This window comes from Bradyrhizobium centrosematis, from assembly GCF_045571495.1.
Classification (GTDB): domain Bacteria; phylum Pseudomonadota; class Alphaproteobacteria; order Rhizobiales; family Xanthobacteraceae; genus Bradyrhizobium; species Bradyrhizobium centrosematis.
Genome location: NZ_CP120703.1, coordinates 47535 through 73337, shown reverse-complemented (window position 1 = coordinate 73337; position 25803 = coordinate 47535). Strand labels below are relative to the sequence as shown.

General features: G+C 64.6%; 23 protein-coding genes. 8 read left to right on the top strand and 15 right to left on the bottom strand.

Annotation, left to right across the window (positions count from 1 at the left end; all coding sequences use genetic code 11):
* Position 1: 1 nt before the first annotated feature.
* Positions 2–1360 carry a peptidoglycan-binding protein gene (locus P6U31_RS00320; RefSeq protein WP_407186336.1) on the bottom strand — a complete coding sequence of 453 codons (1359 nt, stop codon included), beginning with the start codon at positions 1358–1360 and terminating at the stop codon, positions 2–4.
* A gap of 233 nt (positions 1361–1593) precedes the next feature.
* On the opposite strand from P6U31_RS00320, the gene P6U31_RS00315 reads away from it, so the two are divergent.
* Positions 1594–2397, top strand: a complete 804-nt coding sequence (locus tag P6U31_RS00315) for a HesA/MoeB/ThiF family protein (RefSeq protein WP_407186335.1) — start codon at positions 1594–1596, stop codon at positions 2395–2397.
* Between the two features lie 97 nt (positions 2398–2494).
* The gene (locus tag P6U31_RS00310) at positions 2495–2770 is read left to right on the top strand and encodes a DUF3303 domain-containing protein (RefSeq protein ID WP_407186334.1); all 276 of its coding nucleotides are present in this window, start codon (positions 2495–2497) and stop codon (positions 2768–2770) included.
* Positions 2771–2839: 69 nt separating this feature from the next.
* Here P6U31_RS00310 and P6U31_RS00305 read toward each other — a convergent pair whose 3' ends face one another.
* Entirely contained in the window at positions 2840–3841 is a 1002-nt protein-coding gene (locus tag P6U31_RS00305) for a 2-hydroxyacid dehydrogenase (protein ID WP_407186333.1), read from the bottom strand.
* Positions 3842–4170: 329 nt separating this feature from the next.
* Between P6U31_RS00305 and P6U31_RS00300 the strand changes: the two genes are divergently transcribed.
* On the top strand, positions 4171–4701 hold the full coding sequence (locus tag P6U31_RS00300; RefSeq protein WP_407186332.1) for an SH3 domain-containing protein: 531 nt from the start codon (positions 4171–4173) through the stop codon (positions 4699–4701).
* A 145-nt stretch (positions 4702–4846) separates the two neighbouring features.
* On the opposite strand, the gene irrA is transcribed toward P6U31_RS00300, so the two are convergent.
* On the bottom strand, positions 4847–5338 hold the full coding sequence (gene irrA / locus P6U31_RS00295; RefSeq protein WP_128928640.1) for an iron response transcriptional regulator IrrA: 492 nt from the start codon (positions 5336–5338) through the stop codon (positions 4847–4849).
* 352 nt (positions 5339–5690) lie between these two features.
* On the opposite strand from irrA, the gene fabA reads away from it, so the two are divergent.
* From fabA to fabI, 3 genes are all read left to right on the top strand, one after another.
* The gene (fabA, locus tag P6U31_RS00290) at positions 5691–6212 is read left to right on the top strand and encodes a bifunctional 3-hydroxydecanoyl-ACP dehydratase/trans-2-decenoyl-ACP isomerase (protein ID WP_407190051.1); all 522 of its coding nucleotides are present in this window, start codon (positions 5691–5693) and stop codon (positions 6210–6212) included.
* 50 nt (positions 6213–6262) lie between these two features.
* Positions 6263–7486, top strand: a complete 1224-nt coding sequence (fabB, locus tag P6U31_RS00285; protein WP_407186331.1) for a beta-ketoacyl-ACP synthase I — start codon at positions 6263–6265, stop codon at positions 7484–7486.
* A 136-nt stretch (positions 7487–7622) separates the two neighbouring features.
* A complete protein-coding gene (gene fabI, locus P6U31_RS00280; RefSeq protein WP_407186330.1) occupies positions 7623–8423 on the top strand; it encodes an enoyl-ACP reductase FabI in 801 nt (266 codons plus the stop codon).
* On the opposite strand, the gene P6U31_RS00275 is transcribed toward fabI, so the two are convergent.
* The 4 genes from P6U31_RS00275 to P6U31_RS00260 all read right to left on the bottom strand — a co-directional run bounded on the left by P6U31_RS00275 (position 8420) and on the right by P6U31_RS00260 (position 11481).
* A complete protein-coding gene (locus P6U31_RS00275; protein WP_407186329.1) occupies positions 8420–9016 on the bottom strand; it encodes a glutathione S-transferase family protein in 597 nt (198 codons plus the stop codon). The genes fabI and P6U31_RS00275 overlap by 4 nt on opposite strands.
* Positions 9017–9161: 145 nt before the next feature.
* Positions 9162–9995, bottom strand: a complete 834-nt coding sequence (locus P6U31_RS00270; protein ID WP_407186328.1) for a hypothetical protein — start codon at positions 9993–9995, stop codon at positions 9162–9164.
* Positions 9996–10082: 87 nt separating this feature from the next.
* Entirely contained in the window at positions 10083–10550 is a 468-nt protein-coding gene (locus P6U31_RS00265; RefSeq protein WP_407186327.1) for a GNAT family N-acetyltransferase, read from the bottom strand.
* Between the two features lie 4 nt (positions 10551–10554).
* The gene (locus P6U31_RS00260; RefSeq protein WP_128928633.1) at positions 10555–11481 is read right to left on the bottom strand and encodes a hydrogen peroxide-inducible genes activator; all 927 of its coding nucleotides are present in this window, start codon (positions 11479–11481) and stop codon (positions 10555–10557) included.
* Positions 11482–11596: 115 nt separating this feature from the next.
* On the opposite strand from P6U31_RS00260, the gene katG reads away from it, so the two are divergent.
* The gene (katG, locus tag P6U31_RS00255; RefSeq protein ID WP_407186326.1) at positions 11597–13765 is read left to right on the top strand and encodes a catalase/peroxidase HPI; all 2169 of its coding nucleotides are present in this window, start codon (positions 11597–11599) and stop codon (positions 13763–13765) included.
* A gap of 151 nt (positions 13766–13916) precedes the next feature.
* Here katG and pnp read toward each other — a convergent pair whose 3' ends face one another.
* The 8 genes from pnp to rimP form a co-directional block, all read right to left on the bottom strand.
* The gene (gene pnp / locus P6U31_RS00250; RefSeq protein ID WP_407186325.1) at positions 13917–16079 is read right to left on the bottom strand and encodes a polyribonucleotide nucleotidyltransferase; all 2163 of its coding nucleotides are present in this window, start codon (positions 16077–16079) and stop codon (positions 13917–13919) included.
* 377 nt (positions 16080–16456) lie between these two features.
* Positions 16457–16726: a 30S ribosomal protein S15 gene (gene rpsO / locus P6U31_RS00245; protein WP_008540131.1), complete on the bottom strand. Its 270-nt coding sequence runs from the start codon at positions 16724–16726 to the stop codon at positions 16457–16459.
* Between the two features lie 2 nt (positions 16727–16728).
* Complete coding sequence (gene truB, locus P6U31_RS00240) at positions 16729–17847, bottom strand: tRNA pseudouridine(55) synthase TruB (RefSeq protein WP_407186324.1); 1119 nt, start codon at positions 17845–17847, stop codon at positions 16729–16731.
* Positions 17844–18278, bottom strand: a complete 435-nt coding sequence (gene rbfA / locus P6U31_RS00235; protein WP_128928629.1) for a 30S ribosome-binding factor RbfA — start codon at positions 18276–18278, stop codon at positions 17844–17846. Before rbfA ends, truB begins: the two co-directional genes overlap by 4 nt.
* 154 nt (positions 18279–18432) lie before the next feature.
* Positions 18433–21144, bottom strand: coding sequence for a translation initiation factor IF-2 (infB, locus tag P6U31_RS00230; protein ID WP_407186323.1), 2712 nt, complete (start codon positions 21142–21144; stop codon positions 18433–18435).
* A gap of 69 nt (positions 21145–21213) precedes the next feature.
* Positions 21214–21897 (bottom strand): RNA-binding protein, encoded by a 684-nt coding sequence (locus P6U31_RS00225; RefSeq protein WP_407186322.1) that lies wholly within the window; start codon positions 21895–21897, stop codon positions 21214–21216.
* 23 nt (positions 21898–21920) lie between these two features.
* Positions 21921–23531 carry a transcription termination factor NusA gene (gene nusA / locus P6U31_RS00220; protein WP_407186321.1) on the bottom strand — a complete coding sequence of 537 codons (1611 nt, stop codon included), beginning with the start codon at positions 23529–23531 and terminating at the stop codon, positions 21921–21923.
* Between the two features lie 2 nt (positions 23532–23533).
* Positions 23534–24295, bottom strand: a complete 762-nt coding sequence (rimP, locus tag P6U31_RS00215) for a ribosome maturation factor RimP (protein WP_407186320.1) — start codon at positions 24293–24295, stop codon at positions 23534–23536.
* A gap of 360 nt (positions 24296–24655) precedes the next feature.
* Here rimP and P6U31_RS00210 point away from each other — a divergent pair, with 360 nt between their 5' ends.
* Positions 24656–25738, top strand: coding sequence for a DUF2336 domain-containing protein (locus tag P6U31_RS00210; RefSeq protein WP_407186319.1), 1083 nt, complete (start codon positions 24656–24658; stop codon positions 25736–25738).
* Positions 25739–25803 lie beyond the last annotated feature (65 nt).

The window sequence follows — 25803 nt, the reverse complement described above, 5'->3', positions numbered from 1 at the left end:
GCTACTTCCGCACGCAGATCACGCGCACGACGGCGGCTTTGGCATCGCTCGAGGTGCCGTTCGCGGTGACTTGGTTGGTCTTGAGGAAATCGCGCACGGCGTCTGCGGACACCATCACGGCCTGCGAGGCCGGCGCCGATGTCGCAGGTCCCGCCAGCATGGCCGGCTTCAACAGCGCAATGCCGGCGAACTTGCCGTCGCCATCGATTGCTGGAGCGCCTGAAAATCCGACCCCCGGCGGTGGGGACAACGCGGAATCGCTGCCCGGGACCGGCGCCAGCGCGGCCTTGACGACCGACACGCCGCCCGCGCCGCCCTGGCTCTGCGGATCGGCGATGCCGACGACATCCACGTTCGTCCTTGTCGTGCCGCCAGCGAGGCTGAACGGTCTCAAGCCGCGTGCGCCGTAGATGTGCAGGAGCGCAAGACCCCGGTCCTTGTCTTCGGCAAGGCGGTCGGCACTGCCATGGCCGGCGATCGTGATCGCGAGACAGCCGTCGGTGACGAGCCGGTCGGCCAGGATCGCGCCATCGTCGCTGACGACGACGCCGGTGCCGTATTCGACGGTCTTGCGCGGCGGCGGCCCGGCCACCGGTCCCGATGGGAACGCGTTGAACGCACTCGACATCGCAATCACCACCGGCTCGACCGTGTTCTCGGTCGCCTGATCGTAAAGGATCGTCATGATGCGGACTTCGTCGCCCTTGAAGGTGCCGCGGACATAAAATTTCTTCAGGCCCTGCAAGCCCGAGAGCACGAAGAAATCGGGCTTCACCAGGGTATAGTCGACCTTGCGCCCGGACGGCTCCTTCTCGAGCTCCGCGAGCTTTGCCGAGCTCGGGTTCGCCTCCTTGCGGCGGCTGAGCAGCACCTGAACAGTTCCGGTCGGCGAGGTCCATTTCGAGCCGTTGGCGTCGCTCGCCTGCTGCGGCACCAGCTTTGAGGGGATGCCGAGCCGGGCGCCGCTGGTCGGCTCCGTCACGATTTTCCAGCCGACGCTGTCCTGCTTCTTTCGCGCTGTCTCGGCGAGTGCGGCGCGCTCCTGCGGATTGAGCACGCCGGTCGGCTTGCCGCCCTTGGCCTTCTGGTATTCCTTGATGGCGTTGACCATGCGCGCGCTGACGTCGCCGGTGATGGCGCCGTTGTACTGGCCGACCCAGGCGAGGTCGGATTGCAGCGACAGCCGCTCCGCCTGCGTCATCGCGTCCGCCGTCGCCGACGGCGTCTGCATGGCCGGTGGCTGGATCGGCACGGTCTGGACCGCCTTCGGCTTGGTCCCGGGGATCGGCTGCGTCGTCATCTGGGCGTTCGCAGCCGTGGCAGCCGCAAACATCAAGCTTGCCGCAAGCATCGATCTCATGACAAATCCAACCAGCCCATTGAACGCAATGGCATTGAAGCACATCTCGTTGGTCGCGAACAATGTTGCGGTGGTTCAGGTTGCGTAGAGGTCACGAACTCAGGCCCTCATCCTGAGGAGCGGCCGAAGGCCGCGTCTCGAAGGATGGCCGCAGGCGAGATCGGGGCCTTCATGGTTCGAGACGCGCGTTCCGCGCTCCTCACCATGAGGGTCCGAGAGCACGAAGGATAACGATGCTGAGCCCGGACGAACTCGAACGTTATGCCCGCCATATCGTGCTGCGCGATGTCGGCGGACCGGGCCAGGCCGCGCTGAAGCGGGCTTCGGTGCTGGTGATCGGCGCCGGCGGCCTCGGCGCGCCCGCTCTGATGTATCTGGCCGCGGCCGGCGTCGGCACGCTTGGCGTGGTCGACGACGACGTCGTGTCGCTGTCCAATCTGCAGCGCCAGGTGATCCACACCACGCCCGATATCGGCCGGCACAAGGTCGAGAGCGCCGCCGAGCGGATCGCGGCGCTCAATCCGCATGTCCGCTTCGTCGGCCACGCCACCTGGCTCAACGCCGACAACGCGCTCGGCCTGATCGGTGACTACGACCTCGTGCTCGACGGCTCCGACAATTTCTCCACGCGCTATCTGGTCTCGGACGCCTGCTTCTTCGCCAAGCGGCCGCTGATTACCGCCGCGCTCGGCACCTTCGACGGCTCGCTCACCACCGTCCGCGCGCATGAGACCAACGAAGCCGGCGAATTCAACCCGACCTATCGCTGCCTGTTTCCGGAGGCGCCACCGCCCGGCACGGTGCCGGCCTGCGCGGAAGCCGGCGTGATGGGGGCGCTGGCCGGTGTGCTCGGCTCGATGATGGCGCTGGAGGCGATCCGCGAGATCGTGGGCTTCGGCGATGGCCTGGTCGGTCGCCTCCTGATGATCGACGCCCGCGCGATGCGCTTCGAGACGCTGCGCTATTCGCGCGATCCCGCCAATCCGCTCAATGGCGACGGGCCTGTGTTCGAAGATCTGAGCGTCCATCGCGCGTAGGTGCGTGGCTCGAAAATAGATACTTGCAAGCGTCTCTCTTCGTGATTGAATTCACCCCGCCGCAAGGCAAATGGATGATTTCAGATTGGAGATTGCTATGAAGTACATCTCGAGTTGGAAATTGCCGCCGAATTTGATCGACTCTGCAATCGAGAAGTTTCTGAAGACAGGGGGAGCGCCACCCGAAGGCGTGAAGATGCTCGGCCGCTGGCATGGAATGAATGGAACGGGCTTTGCCATTTCGGAGAGCAACGACCCGAAGGCCATGTATCAATGGTATGCCCAATGGGCCAACGTGATGGAGGTCACCGTGACTCCATGCGTTGAAGACGCCGAAGCCGGCCCGATCCTGGCTGCCTTGGCGAAGCAGTGACTGGCTCGGAGCGGTCGCCGTCCACTGCGGCCGCTCCGCTCAAATCGACGAGCCTTGGCGGGTGGCGCCTTACAGCATGCTCGGCAGCACGCGATCCGGCGGCTTGTGGGCGTCGAGGAAGGTGCGGATGTTGATGATCACCTTCTCGCCCATCTCGACGCGGCCTTCGATCGTGGCCGAGCCCATATGCGGCAGCAGCGTCACCTTGCCGGCCTTGGCGAGCCGCACCAGCTTCGGGTTGACTGCGGGTTCGTGCTCGTAGACGTCGAGGCCGGCGCCGGCGATCTCGCCGCCCTCGATCAGCTTGATCAGCGTGTCCTCGTCGGTGACCTCGCCGCGCGCGGTGTTGACGATATAGGCGTCCTTGCGGATCAGCTTCAGCCGTCGCGCCGAGAGCAGGTGGTAGGTCGCGGGCGTGTGCGGGCAGTTCACCGAAATGATGTCCATCCGCGCCAGCATCTGGTCGAGGCTTTCCCAATAGGTCGCGCCGAGCTCTTCGGCGATGACAGGGGCGACGGGACGGCGGTTGTGATAGTGGATCTGCAGGCCGAAGGCGCGGGCGCGGCGCGCGACCGCCTGACCGATGCGGCCCATGCCGATGATGCCGAGGCGTTTTCCGCCGATGCGATGGCCGAGCATCCAGGTCGGCGACCAGCCCGCCCAGGGTTTTCCTTCGGTCAGGATCGAGGCGCCTTCGATCATCCGCCGCGGCACGGCGAGGATCAGCGCCATGGTCATGTCGGCGGTGTCCTCGGTCAGGACCTTCGGCGTGTTGGTGACGGTGATGCCGCGGGCATGGGCGGCCGCGACATCGATATTGTCGACGCCGTTGCCGAAATTGGCGATCAGCCGCAGCTTGCAGTCGGGCTGGTTGACGATGTCGGCGCTGATATGGTCGGTGACGGTTGGAACCAGCACGTCGGCGGTGCGCGCGGCTTCCGCGAGCTGCTCGCTGGACATCGGCGTGTCCTCGAGATTGATCCGCGCGTCGAACAATTCGCGCATGCGCGTCTCGATCGAATCCGGCAGCTTGCGCGTCACCACGACGAGGGGCTTTTTCTTCACCGACATGTCCTGCTCTCATGACGCGTCGCAGGCCGCCTCTGTCGCCAAAGGCCGGTCGTTGAGGCCTCATTAACCCGGTTGTTCGACACTGCCCTTGCCGTGTCCGTCCCCGGCGTTTCCTTCAAGCTCTCCCGACATTTCCGGCCGGAAAATCGGGGCAAACTGGTTGTTCAAGTGCCCGTCCTCTCTAGCAGAAGGCCGGGCCAAGACAAGAACCACGGGTTAAGGCTCGGAGGATCTGGCTGGGAACACCCGCGTGGGGCGGGCTGACGCGGCAGGATTGGATTTTGGCGTAGGGACCCGGCTCGGCCGGGTCTACGACGGGAGACGGGTTGATGGCGTTGGGGCGTTTTTGTTCGGTGATGGCGCTCGTTTGCACCTGGTTGAGCGCCTCGGTCGGCCCCTCGCATTCGGCCAAGGATAACACCCCGCAGACCGCCAGCGGCCTGCCGGTGCCGCGCTACGTCAGCCTCAAATCGGATCATGTGAATGTCCGCGCCGGCCCGACCAAGGACAATGACGTGGCCTGGGTCTACACGCGTGCCGGCCTGCCGGTCGAAATCACTGCCGAGTTCGAGAATTGGCGGCGGGTGCGCGATTCCGAGGGTGCCGAGGGCTGGGTCTATCACTCGCTGCTGTCGGGCCGCCGCACCGCGGTGGTCACCATGAAGCACAAGGATGATCTTGCCCCGATCTACGACCGGGCCGATCCCGACAGCGCGGTTGCCGCAAGGCTCCAGGCCGGCGTTGTCACGCAGGTGAAGAAGTGCGCTGCAAACTGGTGCCGCGTCACCGGCAACGGCTTTGACGGCTGGATCCAGCAGGAGCGCCTCTGGGGCGTGTACTCGGACGAGCAGGTCAACTGACGCCGATAGGCGGGCGGAGCAATCTGCCGCAGCGTCATGCCCGGGCTTGTCCCGGGCATCCACGACCTTTGCGCCTGGTCCAAAAACGTGGATGGCCGGGACAAGCCCGGCCATGACGAACTGAATTCGATCTCTGGACTGATGCTCAGCGCTTCTTGCGCAGGCGCACGACCATGTCGATGCGCGAGATCTCGTAACCCTCGGGCACCTCCGGCATCTTGGACAGCGCCAGATGCGGATCCTCGATGTCGACCAGCTCGTGGCTGTTCTCGAGGTAGTAGTGATGGTGGGTGGTGACGTTGGTGTCGAAATAGGTCTTGGTGCCGTCGACGCTGACCTGACGGAGCAGGCCGGCATCGGTGAGCTGGTTCAGCGTGTTGTAGACGGTCGCCAGCGACACCGGAACCTTGGCCAGGGTCGCTTCCTCGTAGAGCATTTCAGCCGTCAGGTGGCGTGCACCCTTGCCGAACAACAGCCAGCCGAGCGCCATGCGCTGGCGCGTCGGACGCAAGCCCGCGGACTGGAGCATTTCGTTGACGTCGTGCCAGGGGCAGCCAGTCAAGGCCGGCTGGCGGCCGGACAGCAGGGCTGCGGTGTGGACGTCATCGTCGTGACGGGGCGCGGTATTCTCGCTCATTTCCAGATTTCGGGCACGCGTGAACAATATCTCTAAGCAATATAAGAAGAGAAAGATGCAGATGCAAGTTTCTCGCAACTAGAGAGGTTCTAATCAGGCTTGGAACCGGGCGTGGATCGCGTCATTTTACCTTCATGGATGCGCTTTGCCACCCGAAGGGCCTGTGTTAGAGAGCGCGCGGTTCCGCTTAGCCGATTTTGGCGCAGCCGGGCGATCGAGGCCCGGTCCGCTATCCATCCGGGCATGCGTGAGCCGCGCCTGACGGGTGGCATTGGCGTTGCTCTCCGACCGAGACGGGGCCCAATTTCGCCAAAAAACGCCGCTCAATCGGAGTTTTGACAGAGGCACGTGCATGCTGAACAGGCGCAACGGTTACGAATACGAAGATCTGCTGGCCTGTGCCCGTGGTGAGATGTTCGGCGCGGGCAATGCCCAGCTGCCGCTGCCGCCGATGCTGATGTTCGACCGGATCACCGACATCAACGACAATGGCGGCGAATTCGGCAAGGGCCTGGTGCGCGCCGAGCTCGACGTGAAGCCCGACCTCTGGTTCTTCGGCTGCCACTTCAAGAACGATCCGGTGATGCCCGGCTGCCTCGGCCTCGACGCGCTCTGGCAGATGGTCGGCTTCTATCTCGGTTGGATCGGGGGCGAAGGTCGCGGTCGCGCGCTCGGCCTCAACGAGCTGAAGTTCAGCGGCCAGGTCCTGCCTGAGGCGCGCCGGGTTGTGTACAACGTCGATATCAAGCGCGTGATGCGCTCAAAGCTGGTTCTCGGTATCGCCGACGGGTGGCTTTCGGTCGATGATCAGATTATTTATCGCGCGAAAGACCTGAAGGTCGGCCTGTTCAAGCAGGGCACGAGCCTGGGCTGAGCGCATCACCACGAAAGCAACGAGAAGACAACGAGCAGGGCGAGGCTGTCATGAGGCGGGTTGTGGTCACCGGGATGGGCATCGTCTCGTCGATCGGAAACAACACCCAGGAAGTGCTTGCGAGCCTTCACGAGGCGAAGTCGGGCATTTCTCGGGCTGAGAAATATGCCGAGCTCGGCTTTCGTTCGCAGGTGCAAGGCGCGCCGACGCTCGATCCTGCGACAGTGGTTGACCGCCGCGCTATGCGTTTTCTCGGTCAGGGCGCGGCGTGGAATCACATCGCGATGGAGCAGGCGATTCAGGACTCCGGTCTGTCGCCCGACGAAGTCTCCAACATCCGTACCGGCATCATCATGGGCTCCGGCGGCCCGTCGGCGCGCACCATCGTCGAATCCGCCGACATCACCCGCACCAAGGGACCGAAGCGCGTCGGACCGTTTGCAGTGCCGAAGGCGATGTCGTCCACGGCCTCCGCGACGCTTGCGACCTGGTTCAAGATCAAGGGCGTGAACTACTCGATCTCCTCGGCCTGCGCGACGTCGAATCATTGCGTCGGCAATGCCTATGAGACGATCCAGATCGGCAAGCAGGACGTCATCTTCGCCGGCGGCTGCGAGGAGCTGGACTGGTCGCTGTCGGTGCTGTTCGACGCCATGGGCGCGATGTCCTCGAAGTACAACGATACGCCCGCCACGGCCTCGCGTCCCTACGACGTCAACCGCGACGGCTTCGTCATCGCCGGCGGCGCCGGCGTGCTGGTGCTGGAAGAGCTCGAACATGCCAAGGCGCGCGGCGCCCGCATCTACGGCGAAATCGTCGGCTACGGCGCGACCTCCGACGGCTACGACATGGTTGCGCCGTCAGGCGAGGGCGCCGAGCGCTGCATGCGCATGGCGATGTCGACGGTGAAGACCAAGGTTGACTACATCAATCCGCACGCGACCTCGACGCCGGCCGGCGATCCGCCCGAGATCGAGGCGCTGCGCAAGGTGTTCGGCACCGGCGAGAAGTGCCCGCCGATCTCGGCGACCAAGGCGTTGACCGGCCACTCGCTCGGCGCCACCGGCGTGCAGGAGGCGATCTATTCGCTGCTGATGATGAACAACGGCTTCATCTGCGAGAGTGCCCACATCCAGGAGCTCGATCCCGTCTTCGCCGACATGCCGATCGTCCGCAAGCGCATCGACAACGTCAAGATCGGCACCGTGCTTTCGAACTCCTTCGGCTTCGGCGGCACCAACGCCACGCTGGTGTTCAGCCGGATGGATGTGTGACGTCGTTGTCGACGCGTTCGTGATTTTCGTGATGGCCGGGCTTGTCCCGGCCATCCACGTCTTAGGTTCTGGCTGCAAAGGGCGTGGATGCCCGGGACAAGCCCGGGCATGACGAAGAGCGGAGAGTAATTTCGCAATGGAAGGTTTGATGAAAGGCAAGCGCGGTCTGATCATGGGCATCGCCAATGATCATTCGATCGCCTGGGGCATGGCTAAGACGCTGCACGCCCACGGCGCGGAGCTTGCCTTCACCTTCCAGGGCGAGGCCTTGGGCAAGCGGGTCAAGCCGCTGGCGGAGCAGCTTGGTGTGGATCTGGTGCTGCCTTGCGACGTCGAAGACATCGCCAGCGTCGATGCCGCCTTCGCCGTGCTGCGCGACAAATGGGGCAAGCTCGACTTCGTCATCCACGCCATCGGTTTTGCCGACAAGAACGAGCTGAAGGGCCGCTACGCCGACACCAGCCGCGAGAACTTTTCGCGCACCATGGTGATCTCCTGTTTCTCGTTCACCGAAATCGCAAAGCGTGCCGCCGAGCTGATGACCGAGGGCGGCAGCATGATCACGCTGACCTTCGGCGCCTCCGAGCGCGCGATGCCGAACTACAACGTGATGGGCGTCGCCAAGGCGGCGCTGGAAGCCTCGGTGCGCTATCTCGCCGCCGATTTCGGACCGCGCGGCATCCGCGTCAACGCGATCTCCGCAGGGCCGATCCGCACGCTTGCCGGCTCGGGCATCGGCGAAGCGCGTGCGATGTTCGCCTTCATGCAGAAGCATTCGCCGCTGCGCCGCGGCGTCACGCTCGACGATCTCGGCGGTTCGGCGCTGTATCTGTTGTCGGATCTCTCCGGCGGCGTGACCGGCGAGATCCATTACGTCGATTCCGGCTACAATATCGTCCTGATGCCGCGTCCCGACGATTTGAAGGCGTCGGACTAACCGGCCGCGATCTTCTCCGCGCGCTGGAACGCCGGCCGCGCCATGCAGCGTGCCAGATAGGCATCGAAAGTCGGCCGCGTCGGCACCATCTTGAACAGGCGCACCGCGAAATTCAGGCCGGAGCCGATCATAATGTCGGCGGCTGAAAATTCCTCGCCGAGAATCCACGGCCCCTTGGCGAGCGCGGCCTCCAGCACGTCGAACACCTGCGTCGCGCTGCCCCAGGCCGCGGTCGAGGTCGGGATCTCGATCTTGGTGAAGATCTGGATGATGGCGGGCTCGATACAGCCCGGTGAAAAGAACAGCCATTGCAGATAGCGCGCGCGGCGCGGATCGGTCACCGCGGGCGCGAGCTTCGTCTCCGGATAGCGATCGGCAATGTAGGCGCAGATCGCCGCGGCTTCGCCGAGCGCAGCTTCGCCGTCGGTCAGCGCCGGCACCTTGCCCATCGGATTGATCTTGAGATAGTCCGGCGCCTTCTGCGCGCCGGTCGAGATGTCGGTCAGCACGCGCTCATAGGGCAGGCCGCTCTCCTCCATCAGCCAGAGCGTCGAGAACGAGCGCGAGCGGGGCGACCAATAGAGCTTGATCATGCAAGCGGACCTTCCACAGGTGTAAGAGACAAGGCCCATTCATTGCTTGTTTGCTTTAAATCCGCAACGCACTACGCCTGGGCGGAGACGGCGTTCCGCGGGCGACATCTGGGTCAACTCGAACGAGTTCAGCGAATCGAGCGCGTTAGTCTTCCTTTAGATAGCCGGGGAGGCTCCGGTCGAGCCTTTCTAAGACGAGCGCACGCGTTCTCTCGCGCAACGCCGCGTTGGTCGAAGCTGTCTCGGGCGGATCTGGGAACAGCGAATTGTCGAGCTTCGTGATCGGGTCTTCAAACAGACGCATGCTTGTGGCGAGGTTCGCGCCGATATCCGTAAGGGGACGCTTGATCTGTTCGTAGCTGCGGCCGTCAATCAGCGTGATTGCAACATTGGCGAAAAGGTGTGAGTGCCGAATCAAGCTGCCGAGCCCCTGGTTGTAGGTGCCGATGCCGTTCAGCGTCATGTTCGAGTTCGGCAGCTTCGTCTTGAAAGTGGTTGCGACGAGATAGCGATCGCAATTCGCATTCGCGGTGAACCCCTTCACGATCACCGGCAGAGTCTCTTTGGGGTCCGGGATGAAGATCGCCTTCGCATGATAGAAGGGATCGAAGGCGCCCTTGGGATAAGCGATCCTGCGTATCGAGGAATCGTTGTTCGTTGACGCGCGCACGCGCGCAAAAACGAGATCATCCAGGCCCCAGTCGATCGGGACCTCTTTTGCTTCCGCCTCGAAGATTGTGACGCCGAACTTCTGTACGGAGTAATGCTCGTCGATTGCCGAGATTACGCCCAGACGGCACGGACCGCTGTTCATCTGCTCGGCCGGTTTGACTGCCGCAGCTTTCGGCTTCGTCGCCGCTTTCTTGACGGTCGGCTTTGAGGGAGGCGTGGGTGGCGCGGTGGTCGCAGGAGGAGTTTGAGCTGCTGCCAGAGCTAGAGAAGACAGCAAAACGATCGCGGGAGCAGCAAATCGAATCATGGATTCCAGGGCATCAGCAGCGGGAGAATATCGATCACGCCACCCTAGATTAGGACGGTGACAACCGCAAGCTGCACCCGCGTGCCGCTACCTATCCGTTGGCCGCTGTCGCTTCCACCGGTAATACTTCATCACGAACCCGTTCGACGGCTCGACCTCTTCCTTCTCAAACACAAAGCCTTCGCGCTCGTACCAGCGCCAGGCCTTTTCGTTCTCGCGGACGCAGCGCAGGTACATCTCATCGGGCATTTGCGTGCGGGTGAAGGCGAGCAATTGCCGGCCGAGCGATTGGCCCTGATGGGTGGGCGCGACGAACAGCATGTCGAGATAGAGCTTCGGCACGTGCAGCGCCAGCATCGCGGCGATCGTGCCGTGATCGTCGGCGACGAACAGGCTCCAGCCGTCCGCGATCTCGCGTCTTATGCGTGCACGCAAATTGGCCAGCAGGAAGTCACTGGCTTCGCCGAGACCGGTTGAGACCCAGCTCTCCATCCAGACACGGCCGATCTCGTCGTACTCCTCCGGGCGCGCGGGTCGGATGATCGGCTTAGACATTCGCTCAAGCCCGCTGGCTGCGCACGGATGGCCGCGCGCGCACCTTGCCGGCCGACAGGCACACCACTTCGGAGATCTGCAGCAGCTGGCGCGCCAGCGGGCTGGTCTTGCGCCACACCATGCCGATGGTGCGCGACGGCTCGGGGGCGCGGAAGCGCGCCAGCGAGACCGAGGCGGAACGCGTCTCCACCGGCACCGCCATCTCCGGGATCAAGGTGACGCCGATGCCGGCGCTGACCATCTGCACCAGCGTCGACAGCGAATTGGCATCCAGCATCTCGCGCGGCGGCGCCGACTGCATGTTGCAGAACGACAGCGCCTGATCGCGGAAGCAGTGCCCCTCTTCGAGCAGCAACAGCCGCATCTCGCGCATCATCTCCCGCGACGGCACCGGTGTGCCCTCGTCCGCGCCCGGTCGCACCAGCAGGAATTTCTCCTCGAACAGGGCGACCTCGGTGAGCGACGGCTCGGATACCGGCAGGGCCACGATGGCGGTGTCGAGCCGCCCTTCCACCAGCTCCTGGATCAGCCGCGGCGTCATGGTCTCGCGCACGCGGATGTCGAGCTCGGGGTGCATCCGTGTGAGATTCTTGGTGATCTTGGGCAGGAGATAGGGCGCAATCGTCGGGATCATGCCGATGCGCAAGCGGCCCGCGAAGCGGTCCTGCGAGGCGCGGGCGAAATCGCCGAGCTCATCGACCGAGCGCAAAATGTCGCGGACGCGCTGGGCGAGTTCCTCGCCGAACCGGGTTAGCGCCACCTGGCGCGCGCTGCGCTCCAGCAGCAGGCCGCCCAGCGCTTCTTCCAACTCCTTGATCTGCATCGACAAGGCCGGCTGCGAGATGGAGCAGGCCTCGGCCGCGCGGCCGAAATGGCCATGACGGGCCAGCGCGTCGAAATACCGGAGCTGGCGCAGCGTGACGTTCAGCATCAGGAAATCTTATTGCAGCGATCATTAAAGTCAACTTCACCTGATCGAACCCGGAGCTTAGAGTGCTTCTACCTGGTCAAAAGGCGCGAGTTCGACGCCACCAGAGGAGGTATTCATGGACGACTCTTCGAAGTGCCCGTTTTCGGGCGGAAAACCCGTGCGCACAAACCGCGACTGGTGGCCGACGCAGCTCAACATCGAGGTGCTGCACAAGAATTCCGGCCTGTCCGACCCCATGGGCAAGGACTTCGACTACGCCAAGGAATTCAAGACGCTCGATCTCAACGCGGTGATCAAGGACCTGACCGCGCTGATGACCGACTCGCAGGAATGGTGGCCTGCCGACTTCGGTCACTATGGCGGCCTGATGATCCGCATGGCCTGGCACAGCGCGGGCACCTACCGCATCACCGACGGCCGCGGTGGCGCCGGCGCAGGACAGCAGCGCTTTGCGCCGCTCAACAGCTGGCCCGACAATGCCAATCTCGACAAGGCGCGCCGTCTGCTCTGGCCGATCAAGCAAAAATACGGCCGCAAGATTTCCTGGGCCGATCTGATGGTGCTCGCCGGCAACGTCGCGCTGGAATCGATGGGCTTCAAGACCTTCGGTTTCGCCGGCGGCCGCGCCGACGTCTGGGAGCCGGAAGAGCTCTATTGGGGTCCGGAAGGCACCTGGCTCGGTGATGAGCGCTACAGCGGCGAACGCCAGCTCGCCGAGCCGCTCGGCGCCGTGCAGATGGGCCTCATCTACGTCAATCCGGAAGGCCCCAACGGCAAGCCGGACCCCGTCGCCGCGGCCAAGGACATCCGCGAGACCTTCTTCCGCATGGCGATGAACGACGAGGAGACCGTCGCGCTGATCGCCGGCGGCCACACTTTCGGCAAGACCCATGGCGCCGGTGACCCCTCCCTCGTCGGACCGGAGCCGGAAGCGGGCGCGCTGGAGGATCAGGGCCTCGGCTGGAAGAGCAAGCACGCTTCGGGGCACTCGGGCGATGCCATCACCAGCGGTCTCGAGGTGACGTGGACGCAGACCCCGACGAAGTGGAGCAACAACTTCTTCGAAAACCTGTTCAAGTACGAATGGGAGCTGACCAAGAGCCCGGGCGGCGCCAACCAGTGGGTGGCGAAGGGCGCCGAGGCGATCATCCCGGACGCCTTCGACAAGTCGAAGAAGCACCGGCCGACCATGCTGACGACCGACCTGTCGCTGCGATTCGATCCGGCCTACGAGAAGATCTCGCGTCGTTTCCTCGAGAATCCCGATCAGTTCGCGGACGCCTTCGCCCGCGCCTGGTTCAAGCTCACCCATCGCGACATGGGGCCGATCCAGCGCTATCTCGGCCCGCTGGTGCCGAAGGAGACGCTGATCTGGCAGGACCCGATCCCGGCCGTGGACCACGAGCTGGTCAGCGACCAGGACATCGCCGCACTGAAGACCAAGATCCTGGCCTCGGGCCTGTCGGTGTCCGAGCTGGTCTCGACCGCCTGGGCGTCGGCCTCGACGTTCCGCGGCTCGGACAAGCGCGGCGGCGCCAACGGCGCGCGCATCCGTCTTGCCCCGCAGAAGGACTGGGAGGTGAACCAGCCGGCTCAGCTCGCCAAGGTGCTCGGCAAGCTCGAAGCGATCCAGAAGGACTTCAACGCGTCATCCGGTGCGAAGAAGGTCTCGCTCGCGGACTTGATCGTGCTCGGCGGCACCGCCGCGGTCGAAAAGGCCGCCAAGGATGCCGGCGTCGACGTCAAGGTCGGCTTCACGCCGGGCCGCATGGATGCGTCGCAGGAGCAGACGGACGCGGCCTCCTTCGCGCCGCTGGAGCCGCGCGCCGATGGATTCCGCAACTACATCGGCAAGCGGCATCAATTCATGCAGCCCGAAGAGGCGCTCGTCGACCGCGCCCAGCTCCTGAGGCTGACCGGTCCGGAGATGACGGTGCTGGTCGGTGGCCTGCGTGTGCTCGGCGCCAATGCCGGCGGGTCGAAGCACGGCGTCTTCACCGCGAAGGTGGGTGCGCTGACCAACGACTTCTTCGTCAACCTGCTCGACATGAGCACGCAATGGGCACCGCCCGGTGCCGACGGCGTCTATGAAGGGCGCGACCGCAAGACCAACACGGTCAAGTGGACCGCCACGCGTGTCGATCTCATCTTCGGCGCACACTCGCAGCTCCGCGCCTTCGCCGAGGTCTATGCCACCTCGGACTCCAAGGAGAAGTTCGTGCAGGACTTCGCCAAGGCCTGGACCAAGGTGATGAACCTCGACCGCTACGACATCGTGGCGTGAGGCGTGGCACCTCTCCCGCTCTTGTCCGCCGAAGCTTCTTAGCGAAGGCGGATGCGGGAGAGGTCGGATCGCGCAGCGATCGCCCGGAGCGAACACAAACAAAAAGGGCGGCCTCTCGGCCGCCCTTCGTGTTTTTGATGCAGGGAAGCGATTACTCGCCGGCGGCTTCGCGCGGGGCCTTCTCGCCCTCGGCAGCCTTTTCCTTGCCCTCGAGATCTTCGCCGGTGACCTGGTCGACCACCTTCATCGACAGTCGGGTCTTGCCGCGATCGTCGAAGCCGAGCAGCTTGACCTTGACCTTGTCGCCTTCCTTCACGACGTCGGAGGTCTTCTGCACGCGGTTGGCCGCGAGCTGGCTGATGTGGACGAGGCCGTCCTTGGAGCCGAAGAAGTTTACGAAGGCGCCGAACTCCATCACCTTGACGACGGTGCCGTCGTAGATCTGGCCGACTTCAGGATCGGACGCGATCGACTTGATCCACTTGATCGCGGCCTTCATCGCCTCGCCGTCGCTGGAGGCGACCTTCACGGTGCCGTCGTCCTCGATGTTGACCTTGGCGCCGGTCTTCTCGACGATCTCGCGGATCACCTTGCCGCCGGTGCCGATCACTTCGCGGATCTTGTCGGTGGCGATCTTGAAGGTCTCGATGCGCGGCGCGTATTCGCCGAGCTCGGCGCGAGCGGCAGTGAGAGCCTTGGCCATCTCGCCGAGGATATGGATGCGGCCGTCCCTGGCCTGAGCCAGCGCCACCTTCATGATCTCTTCGGTGATGCCCTCGATCTTGATGTCCATCTGGAGCGAGGTGATGCCCGCTTCCGTGCCGGCGACCTTGAAGTCCATGTCGCCGAGATGGTCCTCATCGCCGAGGATGTCCGACAGAACCGCGAAGCGCTTGTCTTCGAGGATCAGGCCCATCGCGATGCCCGCGGTCGGCCGCTTTAACGGCACGCCGGCATCCATCAGCGCCAGCGAAGCGCCGCAGACCGAAGCCATCGAGGACGAGCCGTTCGATTCGGTGATCTCCGACACCACGCGCGTGGTGTAGGGGAATTCGTGATGCGGCGGCAGCACCGGGTGGATCGCGCGCCAGGCGAGCTTGCCGTGGCCGATCTCACGGCGCTTGGTGCCGCCGAGGCGACCGGTCTCACCGACCGAATAGGGCGGGAAGTTGTAGTGCAGCAGGAACGTTTCCTTGTACGTTCCCGACAGCGCGTCGATGTACTGCTCGTCCTCGCCGGTGCCGAGCGTGGTCACGACCATCGCCTGGGTCTCGCCGCGGGTGAACAGCGCCGAGCCGTGGGCGCGGGGCAGCACGCCGACTTCGGCGACGATGTTGCGAACGGTCTTGACGTCGCGGCCGTCAATGCGCTTGCCGGTGTCGAGGATGTTCCAGCGAACGATCTTGGCCTCGAGCTCCTTGAACACGGCAGCGATGCGCAGCTTATCGTATTTCGGCTCCTGGCCCTCCGGGAAATAGTGGGCCATCACCTTTTCCTTGGCCTTGCCGACCGCCGCGTAGCGGTCCTGCTTGACCGGGATCGCATAGGCGGCGCGCAGCTCCTGCTCGATCAGACCGAGCATTTCCTTCTCGAGCGCCGCATTGTCGATCACGGTGACTTCGCGCGGCTCCTTCGCGGCCTTCTCGGCCAGCTCGATGATCGCGTTGATGACGGGCTGGAAATGACGGTGACCGAACATCACCGCGCCGAGCATCACGTCTTCGTTCAGCTCCTTGGCTTCGGATTCCACCATCAGCACGGCGTCGGCGGTGCCGGCGACGACGAGGTCGAGCTGGGTGTCGACCATCTCGTCCAGCGTCGGGTTGAGAACGAATTCGTCATTGGCAAAGCCGACGCGCGCAGCGCCGATCGGGCCCTTGAAGGGCACGCCGGACAGGGTCAGCGCGGCCGAAGCCGCGACCATCGCGACGACATCGGGATCGTTCTCCATGTCGTGCGACAGCACGGTGACGATCACCTGGGTCTCGTTGCGCCAGCCGTCGACGAACAAGGGGCGGATCGGACGGTCGATCAGGCGGGAGACCAGCGTCTCCTTCTCGGTCGGACGGCCTTCGCGCTTGAAATAGCCGCCGGGAATGCGGCCGGCAGCGTAGGCCTTCTCCTGGTAGTCGACGGTCAGCGGCAGGAAGTCGACGCCTTCGCGCGGCGCCTTCGCCGCGACGACGGTGGCGAGGACCACGGTTTCGCCATAGGTGGCGACGACGGCGCCGTCGGCCTGGCGGGCGATCTTGCCGGTTTCAAGCTTGAGCGGGCGTCCGCCCCAGTCGATCTCGACTGAATGCTTATTGAACATAGAGGTCTTCTTTCATGGGTTCTCGAAGGACGGACGACCCCGAAAAACAAAAACCATGCGCAAGATTGCGGGACGCTGGTCGGAGCGGATGACCAGCGTCCTGCGATCCTGCCATGGTTTTTGGATTTCGGATGGCGTCCATCCTTTCGGGTCATACGGGCGCCTTGCCCGTTGTGCCCAGCCGCCGGATTGCTGCTGGACTGTCAGTCGGCACAAACGCGAACACCGAACCGCGGTCTTCGCCGTTCGTGCCCGGATGCTCGCCCTCGACGACTCGCATCCAACGCGCACGCAGCCTCGATCAAAAACCTTTAAACAAAGCGCTTTCGTTCGAAACCACGTGCAAAAACGCGCGCCGGTGGCGCGCGCAGGAACTGTTAACGACGAATATTGTGCTTCTCGAGCAGCGCCTTGTACCGTGCCTCGTCCTTCTTCTTGAGATAGTCGAGGAGCGAGCGGCGGGTCGAGACCAGCTTCAAGAGACCGCGGCGCGAATGGTTGTCCTTCACGTGGGTCTTGAAATGGTTGGTGAGGTTGTTGATGCGTTCCGAGAGGATCGCGACCTGAACCTCGGGCGAGCCGGTGTCGCCGGCCTTGGTGGCATTCGTCTTGATGACTTCCGCTTTGCGTTCTGCGGCAATCGACATCGTCAATTTCTCTCGTTGCGACCGGGGCTGGCAGTCAGGCCGGTCAGGTTGAACACACGCTTGGGGATGATTTCGCCATTGCCAACTTCGGCAAGCGCCAAAAGACGGCCTGCCACCGTGACATAGACTGTGCCGCTACAAGTGGGCGCATCCCGTCCGCGCAACAAAACGGCCTGACCCCGATGGAGCCTTGCCGCATCAGCCCGAGTGACGGCCAGTGCCGGGATGTCGTCCAGCGCGGTCTCAACGGGCAAAAGCGCGTCGGCGAGGCTGCCCTCGCCGGACGCGGCTCTATCGCACAAAGCCTCCAACTGATCCAGCGGAATCATGTCATTTTCGCCAAATGGGCCGACCAGGGTCCGCCTGAGCGCGCAAATATGGCCATAAGTGCCGAGAATCCGGCCCATATCGCGGGCCAGCGCGCGGACATAGGTGCCCTTGCCGCATTCGGCCTCGAACACGGCGTGGTCGTTATCTGGTTGATTAACAAGGGTTAAATGATGAATCTCGACCGGGCGAGGGGCCAGTTCCACGACCTCGCCGTCGCGGGCGAGGTCATAGGCGCGCTCGCCCTGGACCTTGATGGCCGAATAGCGCGGCGGGATCTGCTCGATCACCCCGGTGAAACGGGGCAGCAGGGCCAGGATGGCCTCCCGGGTCGGACGCTGGTCGGAGGTCGCGGTCACCCGGCCCTCGATGTCGTCGGTGTCGCGCTCCTCGCCCCAGCACACGGTGAACTGGTAGCGCTTGCGGCCGTCCATGACGAAGGGAACGGTCTTGGTGGCTTCCCCGAGCGCGATCGGCAACCCGCCCGAGGCGAGCGGGTCGAGCGTGCCGGCGTGTCCGGCGCGCTTGGCGTTGAACAGGCGCTTGAGTACCGCGACCGCCTGCGTCGAGGTCATGCCGATCGGCTTGTCGAGCACGACCCAGCCATGAACGTCGCGCCGGTCGCGGCGAACCTGGTTGCCTTTCTGCTGCTTGGCGCGCGGATCGTTGTTGACGCGGCGCGGCTCCTGATGCGGCTGAGAGTTGCCGCCCATGTCTGCAAAATTGTTTGTCTGCACGTCGCGCTGATCAGCCTCGCTGTCGCCGATCGTGCCGTGAGCCGGGTCCATCGTCATTGCTCTTCTTCCCGATCCGAATCCAGATCCTTGTCCAAGTCCTTCTGCACCGCAGGTGTTCGCAAAAGCTTCTCGATCCGTTCCGCTTCGTCGAATCGTTCGTCGACGCGGAAGCGAATGTCAGGTGCAAATTTCAGGTTAACGCGCCGCGCGACCTCGCCGCGCAGGAACTTCTTGTTGCGCTCGAGCGCAGCGATGACGATCTCGGTGTCGCGGCCACCAAGCGGCATCACATAGACTGTCGCGAGCTTCAGGTCGGGCGACATCCGTACCTCCGGCACGGTGATGATGTGGCCTTCGAGGTCCGCATCATGCACGTTGCCTTGCGCCAGAATATCGGCCATCGCGTGGCGAACCTGCTCGCCGACGCGCAACTGACGTTGCGAGCCTCCGCCCGGCGCGGAACTCTTCTTCTGATGATGGCGTGGCATTCTCGAAAATCACCTCGTCATGCCCGTGCATGGGGCACGGGCATTGTCATTTGTCCTGTTGAAACGAAGAGGGGTGGATGGCCGGAAAAATCCGGCCATCGCACTCCCGCAATTTCAGTTCAAAAAGATCCGAGCGCTTCGGTAAGATTTGGACTTACAGGGAGCGCTGGATCGTCTCCACGCGATAACACTCGATCACGTCACCGGCACGCATGTCGTGATAGTTCTCGAAGGCCATGCCGCATTCCTGACCGGACTGGACTTCCTTCACTTCGTCCTTGAAGCGCTTCAGCGTCGACAGCTTGCCTTCGTGCACCACGACGTTGTCGCGGATCAGGCGCACATTGGCGCCGCGTTCCACGGTGCCGTCGGTGACGCGGCAGCCGGCGACCTTGCCGACCTTGGAGATGTTGAAGATCTCCAGGATCTCGGCATTGCCCAGCATGGTCTCGCGCAAGGTCGGCGCGAGCAGGCCGCTCATCGCCTTCTTCACGTCGTCCACGAGGTCGTAGATGATGTTGTAGTAGCGGATCTCGATGCCGTTGCGCTTGGCGGCCGCAGCTGCCTCCTTGTTGGCACGAACCGAGAAGCCGATGATCGCGGCGTTGAAGCCTTCCGCGAGCGTCACGTCGGATTCCGAGATGCCGCCGACACCGGCATGCAGGATGCGGGCGGCGACTTCGTCGGTGCCGAGCTTCTCCAGCGAGCCGAGGATCGCTTCCAGCGAGCCCTGCACGTCGGCCTTGACGATCAGCGGGAATTCCTTGCGGCCCGCCGTCTTCAATTGCGACATCATCTGCTCGAGCGAGCCGCGCATGCCGGAGATCGAGGCTGCCGCGTTCTCGCGCTTCTGGTGCGCGCGGTAGCTGGTGACCTGGCGGGCGCGGGCTTCGTTCTCGACCACGGCGAGACGATCGCCGGCTTCCGGCGGACCGTTGAAGCCGAGCACTTCGACCGGCACCGAGGGACCTGCTTCCTGCACGGTCTCGCCCTGATCCGAGATCAGCGCGCGGACGCGGCCCATCTCGGCGCCCGCGACGATGATGTCGCCGACACGGAGCGTGCCGCGCTGGACCAGCACGGTCGCCACCGGACCACGGCCGCGATCGAGCTTGGCCTCGATCACGGTGCCTTCGGCCGGACGCTCCGAATTGGTCTTCAGGTCGAGGATTTCGGCCTGGAGCGCGATCATCTCGAGCAGCTTGTCGAGATTGGTCTTGTTCTTGGCGGACACTTCGACGTCGACGACATCGCCGCCGAAGGATTCCACCTGCACCTCGTGCTGGAGCAGCTCGGTGCGCACCCGTTCCGGCTTGGCGTCGGGCTTGTCGATCTTGTTGATCGCAACGATGATCGGCACCCGCGCCGCCTTGGCGTGGTTGATGGCTTCGACCGTCTGCGGCATCACGCCGTCATCGGCCGCGACCACCAGCACGACGATGTCGGTGACCTTGGCGCCGCGGGCGCGCATCGCGGTGAACGCGGCGTGGCCGGGCGTGTCGATGAAGGTGATCTTCTTGCCGCTCTCGGGCGACACCACCTGGTAGGCGCCGATATGCTGGGTGATGCCGCCGGCTTCGCCGGAGACCACGTTGGCATGACGGAGCGCATCGAGCAGCGAGGTCTTGCCGTGGTCGACGTGACCCATGACGGTGACGACCGGCGACCGGGTTTCGGTGTCGGTGGAATCATCGACGGTGTCGAACAGGCCTTCCTCGACGTCGGACGCGGCAACGCGCTTGACGGTGTGGCCGAGCTCTTCGGCGATCAGCTGCGCCGTGTCGGCGTCGATCACGTCGGTGATCTTGTGCATCGCGCCCTGCTTCATCAGCATGCGGATGACGTCGACTGCGCGCTCGGACATGCGGTTGGCGAGTTCCTGGATGGTGATCGCTTCCGGGATCGTCACCTCGCGGACGAGCTTTTCCTTGGGCTCATTCGAGGCGTGGCCCTTCAGGCGCTGGGTGCGACGGCGGAACGAGGCGATCGAGCGCTCGCGCACTTCGTCGGCATTGAGCGCGGTGACGACCGTCAGGCGGCCACGCTCTTTCTGCGGGCCGGGCTTGTGGGTGGTCTTGGGGGCTGCCGCGGGACGCGCGGCGCCGCCGGGGCCGCGACGGACCTGACGCGGACCATCGTCCTCATCCGGTCCCGCGGCCATCGCGGGCGTGCGACCCAGCGGGCCGCCGCCCGGCGGCCGCGTCGTGGTGGTTCCGGGACGCGCGGTCGTCGTTCCCGGGCGTGCCGTCGTCGGGGCGGCGCCGGGACGCGCTGCGGGCGCGCCGGGACGCGGCGCGGGAGCGGCCGGGGCGGCAGTTGCCGGGCGCGGAGCGGATTGCGGTTGCTCGCCCTCGCCGAAGCGCTTCTTGGCTTCGGTCTCGGCCTTGCGCTTGGCCTCTTCCTCGTGACGGTGGCGCTCTTCCTCGGCCTTGCGGCGGGATTCGGCGGCTTCGCGCTCGGCCCGTTCGGCGGCCTCGCGGACCGCGCGACGCTGGGCCTCTTCCTCGGCCTGGCGGCGCTCTTCGATTTCGCGAACCTTGGCATCGGCCAGCGCGCTGGCGCGGGCGGAACGTTCGTCCTCGGTCAGCGTGCGCAGCACGACGCCGGAGCCGGCGTTGCGCGGCGGCGCCGAGCGTGACGGAGCAGGCGCAGGGGCGGCCGGTGCGGGCTTCGCAACAACCGTGGGAGCCTGCGGCTCGGCGCTGCCGTCGATGCGGCGCTTGCCGCGCTTCTCGACCACGACCTGCTTGCTGCGGCCATGGCTGAAGCTCTGGCGGACAGTGCCCGTTTCGACGCGCGGCTTGAGCGATAGCGTCTTGCTCGGAACGCTCAGCTTCTTGTCGTCAGGGGTCTTGGTATCAACCATTCAGCAGTCCTAATCCTGATTTGTCAGTGTTGTGCGTTGCCGCACCGTCCAATCGGGTCGTCTTGTCTCTCAGAAATCCTGGCCGGGCTCTTCGGCAGTCTTGTCAACGTCCGCCATCCGGTATCGGACCAGCATCTGGCTACGTGACAGGAATGACTTGCTCGCCGGGCCCGCGAGCAGGGCAGCATGTATCACATTTGACCGGGTCAGTGCCAAATCCAATTCTACCGATTTCAGCGCGGTGACGACGGGAATCTGCGCCTTGGCGCCGCGATTTCCGGCATTTTGACGCGCCAGCATGTCCAATTTGCGGATTCCGTCCGCGGCCCCGTCGCTGGCGTGGATCAAGACCTCGACCGTGCCTTCTCGAAGGGCGCTTTCGACCTTGCCGAAGCCGGCCACGACCTGGCCGGCCTTGGCGGCGATCCCAAGGGCTTCCGTCACGCTCCGAACCAGGAGCGCCTCGATGTCGGCAGGAAGCGTCTGGGGGGTGCGAAGCTCGCGCTTGAAGGCCTTGCTAAATTGGTGACGCCGCACGGCTTCCGCAACCACCCCGCGGGAGGCCGTGAGCCACATACCGCGCCCGGGCAGCTTGCGCTTGAGATCTGGAACCACGTCGCCTTGCGGCGAAATGACGAAGCGGATCAGCTCGTCGATCGGCCGGACCTCGCGGCTGACCGCGCACATGCGCATGGTCGCGGACCTTTCGGCCCGCGGTCCATGGTCAAGTTCGTTGTCAGTGCTGGCGAGCATCCGGGCGACATCCTCCGTTGCCCTTAAGCCGGCTGATCTTCGGTCGCCTCGGCCTCCTCAGCCGGCTTGGCGAGATCGGCCTCGGTGATCCAGCCAGCCTTGACGCGGGCCTGCATGATCATCGCTTCGGCATCGTCGCGGGAGATATCGATGCCGTCCAGGGCGCCCGGATGCTTGGTGGACTCGCCACCTTCCTTGCGCTCGGTCCAGCCGACCAGATCGTCGGTGGCGCAGCCCGCGAGGTCTTCGACCGTCTTGATGTCGTTCTCGCCGAACTTCACCAGCATCTTGGAGGTGACGCCGGGCACCTCCTTGACGGCGTCCTCGACACCGAGCTCCTTGCGCTTCGCCTCGATCTCGGCTTCCTGCTGCTCGAGATATTCGCGGGCACGGCTCTGCAGCTCCTGCGCGGTCTCCTCGTCGAAGCCCTCGATGCCGGCGAGTTCCTTGAGGTCCACCATGGCGAGTTCCTCGACCGAGGTGAAGCCTTCGGACGCCAGCAGCTGGCCGACCACCTCGTCGACGTTGAGCGATTCCATGAAGACGCGGGTGGAATTCTCGAAGTCGGCCTGGCGGCGCTCCGATTCCTCCTGCTCGGTGAGGATGTCGATGTCCCAGCCGGTGAGCTGCGAGGCCAGACGCACGTTCTGGCCGCGGCGGCCGATCGCCAGCGAGAGCTGGTTGTTGGTGTCGGGCACCACGACCTCGATGCGCTCGCGGTCTTCGTCGATCACGACCTTGGAGACTTCGGCCGGCGCCAGCGCGTTGACCACGAAGGTCGCGATGTCGGGCGACCAGGGGATGATGTCGATCTTCTCGCCCTGCAATTCGTTCACCACGGCCTGCACGCGCGAGCCGCGCATGCCGACGCAGGCGCCGACCGGATCGACCGAGGAATCGCGGGAAATCACGCCGATCTTGGCGCGCGAGCCCGGATCGCGGGCCACCGCCTTGATCTCGACGATGCCGTCATAGATCTCCGGCACTTCCTGCGCGAACAGCTTCGCCATGAACTGCGGATGGGTGCGCGACAGGAAGATCTGGGGACCGCGGGTCTCGCGGCGGACGTCGAAGATGTAGGCGCGGACGCGGTCGCCGTTGCGGAAGACTTCGCGCGGCAGCATCTCGTCGCGGCGGATGATGGCTTCGCCGCGGCCGAGATCGACGATCACGCTGCCATATTCCACGCGCTTGACGACGCCGTTGACGATGTCGCCGATGCGGTCCTTGAATTCCTGGTATTGGCGGTCGCGCTCGGCCTCGCGCACCTTCTGCACGATCACCTGCTTGGCCGACTGCGCGGCGATGCGGCCGTATTCCAGCGGCGGCAGGGTGTCGGCGATGGTGTCGCCGACCTGGGCGCCGGGATTGGCGCGCTGCGCGTCGACCAGCGAGATCTGGTTGGAATGGTTCTCGACCTTGTCGACCACCAGCATGTGGCGCGACAGCCGCAGCTCGCCCTTCTTCGGGTCGATCTCGGCGTGAACGTCAGTCTCGCTGCCGTAACGAGCCCGCGCCGCCTTGGCGATGGCGTCCTCCATCGCCGCGATGACGATGCCGCGGTCGATCGATTTCTCGCGCGCAACGGCGTCTGCGATCTGGAGCAACTCAAGTCGATTGGCGCTGACTGCCATGGCTAGTCTCCTTCGTCAGGCTCGATCTCGCCCCGCCGCGCGCGTTCGGCGGCAAGGCGATGTTTCTTCGTGTTGGTCGGGGCCGGCTTCTTCTTTTTCTGCGGCTTGCTGTTCTTGGTGGTCTTTTCGCTGATCTTGGCGTGCGGCGCCTGCGGCGGCTCGAGGCCGAGATCCCGGCGCATCTGGCGCTCCTCGGCCTTGCCGCGGCGCATGGATTCGGCGATCAGCTCGTCGGTCAGCACCAGCCGGGCCTCGCCGATGTCCTCCATGGTCAGGAGCACATCGGGATTGTCGCCCGCCTTGACGTCGTCGCGGTGCAGATGCACCCGGTTGCCTTCGACGGCGCCGAGCGTGCCGCGGAAGCGCTTGCGCCCCTCATGCGCGACCGCCATCTCGATCTTCACCAGATGGCCGGAATAGCGCTCGAAATCGGACCGGCGGACCAGCGGACGGTCGATCCCCGGCGAGGAGATTTCCAGCCGGTAGGCACGATCGATGGGATCGGCGACGTCGAGGACAGGCGAGAGCGCCCGCGAGATCGCCTCGCAGTCTTCGAGCTGCATCGAGCCGTCCGGCCGCTCGGCCATGATCTGCACGGTGCAGCCGGCCTCGCCGGAAATGCGGATCCGCACCAGGCGATAGCCCATGCCCTCGAGCACCGGCGCTGCGACCGCCGACACCCGTGCCGCCACGCCGGGCTCGACCACGAGTCTCGGCTCGGCCAGCAATTCGGCATCCGTGGAACCAGGGGTCGGTTCGGTCATGTCCAGGGTCAGGCGCTCGATGGTTAAGGCTTGGTTACGATTTCAAAGCCCGCTTTCGGAACTCTCCCGACATGCGTCGGGTCGCATCTTCCGCCGAGCCGCGTTCAGGTAATAAAAAAGAGCGGGTCCTTTCGGGCCCACTCTCACTACGCGGATCGTATGAGAAGATGAATTGGCGCTGATATAGCGCTTTCCCCCCTCCTGGACAAGGCCCATTGCGGGCAAGGGCGGCCTTTTTGCGCCGGTTCGCGGCCCCCTTGGCGCAACGCTTCCTTCATCAAGCAGGCCTAGATTCCCTGATTGTGGGGCGGCTTGGACCAAGGGCGCACCCGCGGCGTGCCCTGTTCGAGTTGCGTTTTCATGACCGTTGCCACGTCGCTCATTCCCGGACTTGACGATATCGTCAAACGCGGCGATCCGCGGCGACGCGGCGAGATCGCGCGTGCCATCTCCGAATTGTTTTTCCAGGATTCCGCCAATCTTCGTCCCGAGCTGATCGATCTCTTCGACAATCTCCTGATCGACCTCGTCCCACATGCGGAGCTTGCCTCGCGCGTCGATCTCGCCGAGCGCTTCTCGCATCTGAACAACGCGCCGCCGCATCTGGTCAATCAGCTCGCGCGCGAGAACGAGATCATGGTGGCCGGCCCGGTGCTGCGCCGCTCGCCGGTGCTCGATGACGCCGCTCTGGTCGAGATCGCGCGGCTGAAGGGCCAGGGCCATCTGCTGGCGATGACGGAGCGTCCCGCTCTGTCGGCTGAGATCACCGACGTGCTGGTCGAGCGCGGCGACCGCGACGTGGTGCGCCGCGCCGCCGGCAATGCCGGTGCGGTGTTCTCGCCCGGCAGTTATTCCGAGCTGATCAAGCGCGCGGCGCAGGACGGCGTGCTGACGCTCAAGATCGGCCAGCGCAAGGATCTTTCGGGTGAAAACCTGAAGCAGCTGCTCGACGGCACGCTCGACGTCATCCGCCGCCGCCTCTCCAGCGTGGTCAATCCGGCGCGCCAGGCCGAGATCAAGCGCGCGATGATGGCGATCGAGGAGGCCGCGCTGCCGCCCGGGCCACGGCGGGATTACTCCGCGGCCCAGCGTACGGTGCTCGCCTTGCATCGCGAGGGCCATCTCGGCGAGAGCGCGCTGCTCGGCTTCGCCAAGGCGAACAAATACGAAGAATCGATCGCCTCGCTCTCGGCGCTGTCCGGCGTTCGCCTCTCGGTGCTCGACCGCCTGATCGCCGGCGACCGCTACGATCCGATCCTCATTGTGGGCCGCGTGCTGAATCTGGGCTGGCCCACCGTGCGCGCGCTCATCCTGCTCTGGTATGATTCGCACCGCACCCCGGCGGATGCCGACATCGAGACCGCGCGCGTGAACTTCTCGCGCCTGATGCCGACGACCGCCGAGCGCGTCGTGAATTTCTGGCGCAACCGGCAGACGATTTGAAGCTCTCTCTCTTGTCATTGCGGGACGAGCGAAGCGCAAACCCGGACTCTCAAGATTGCGGGCTC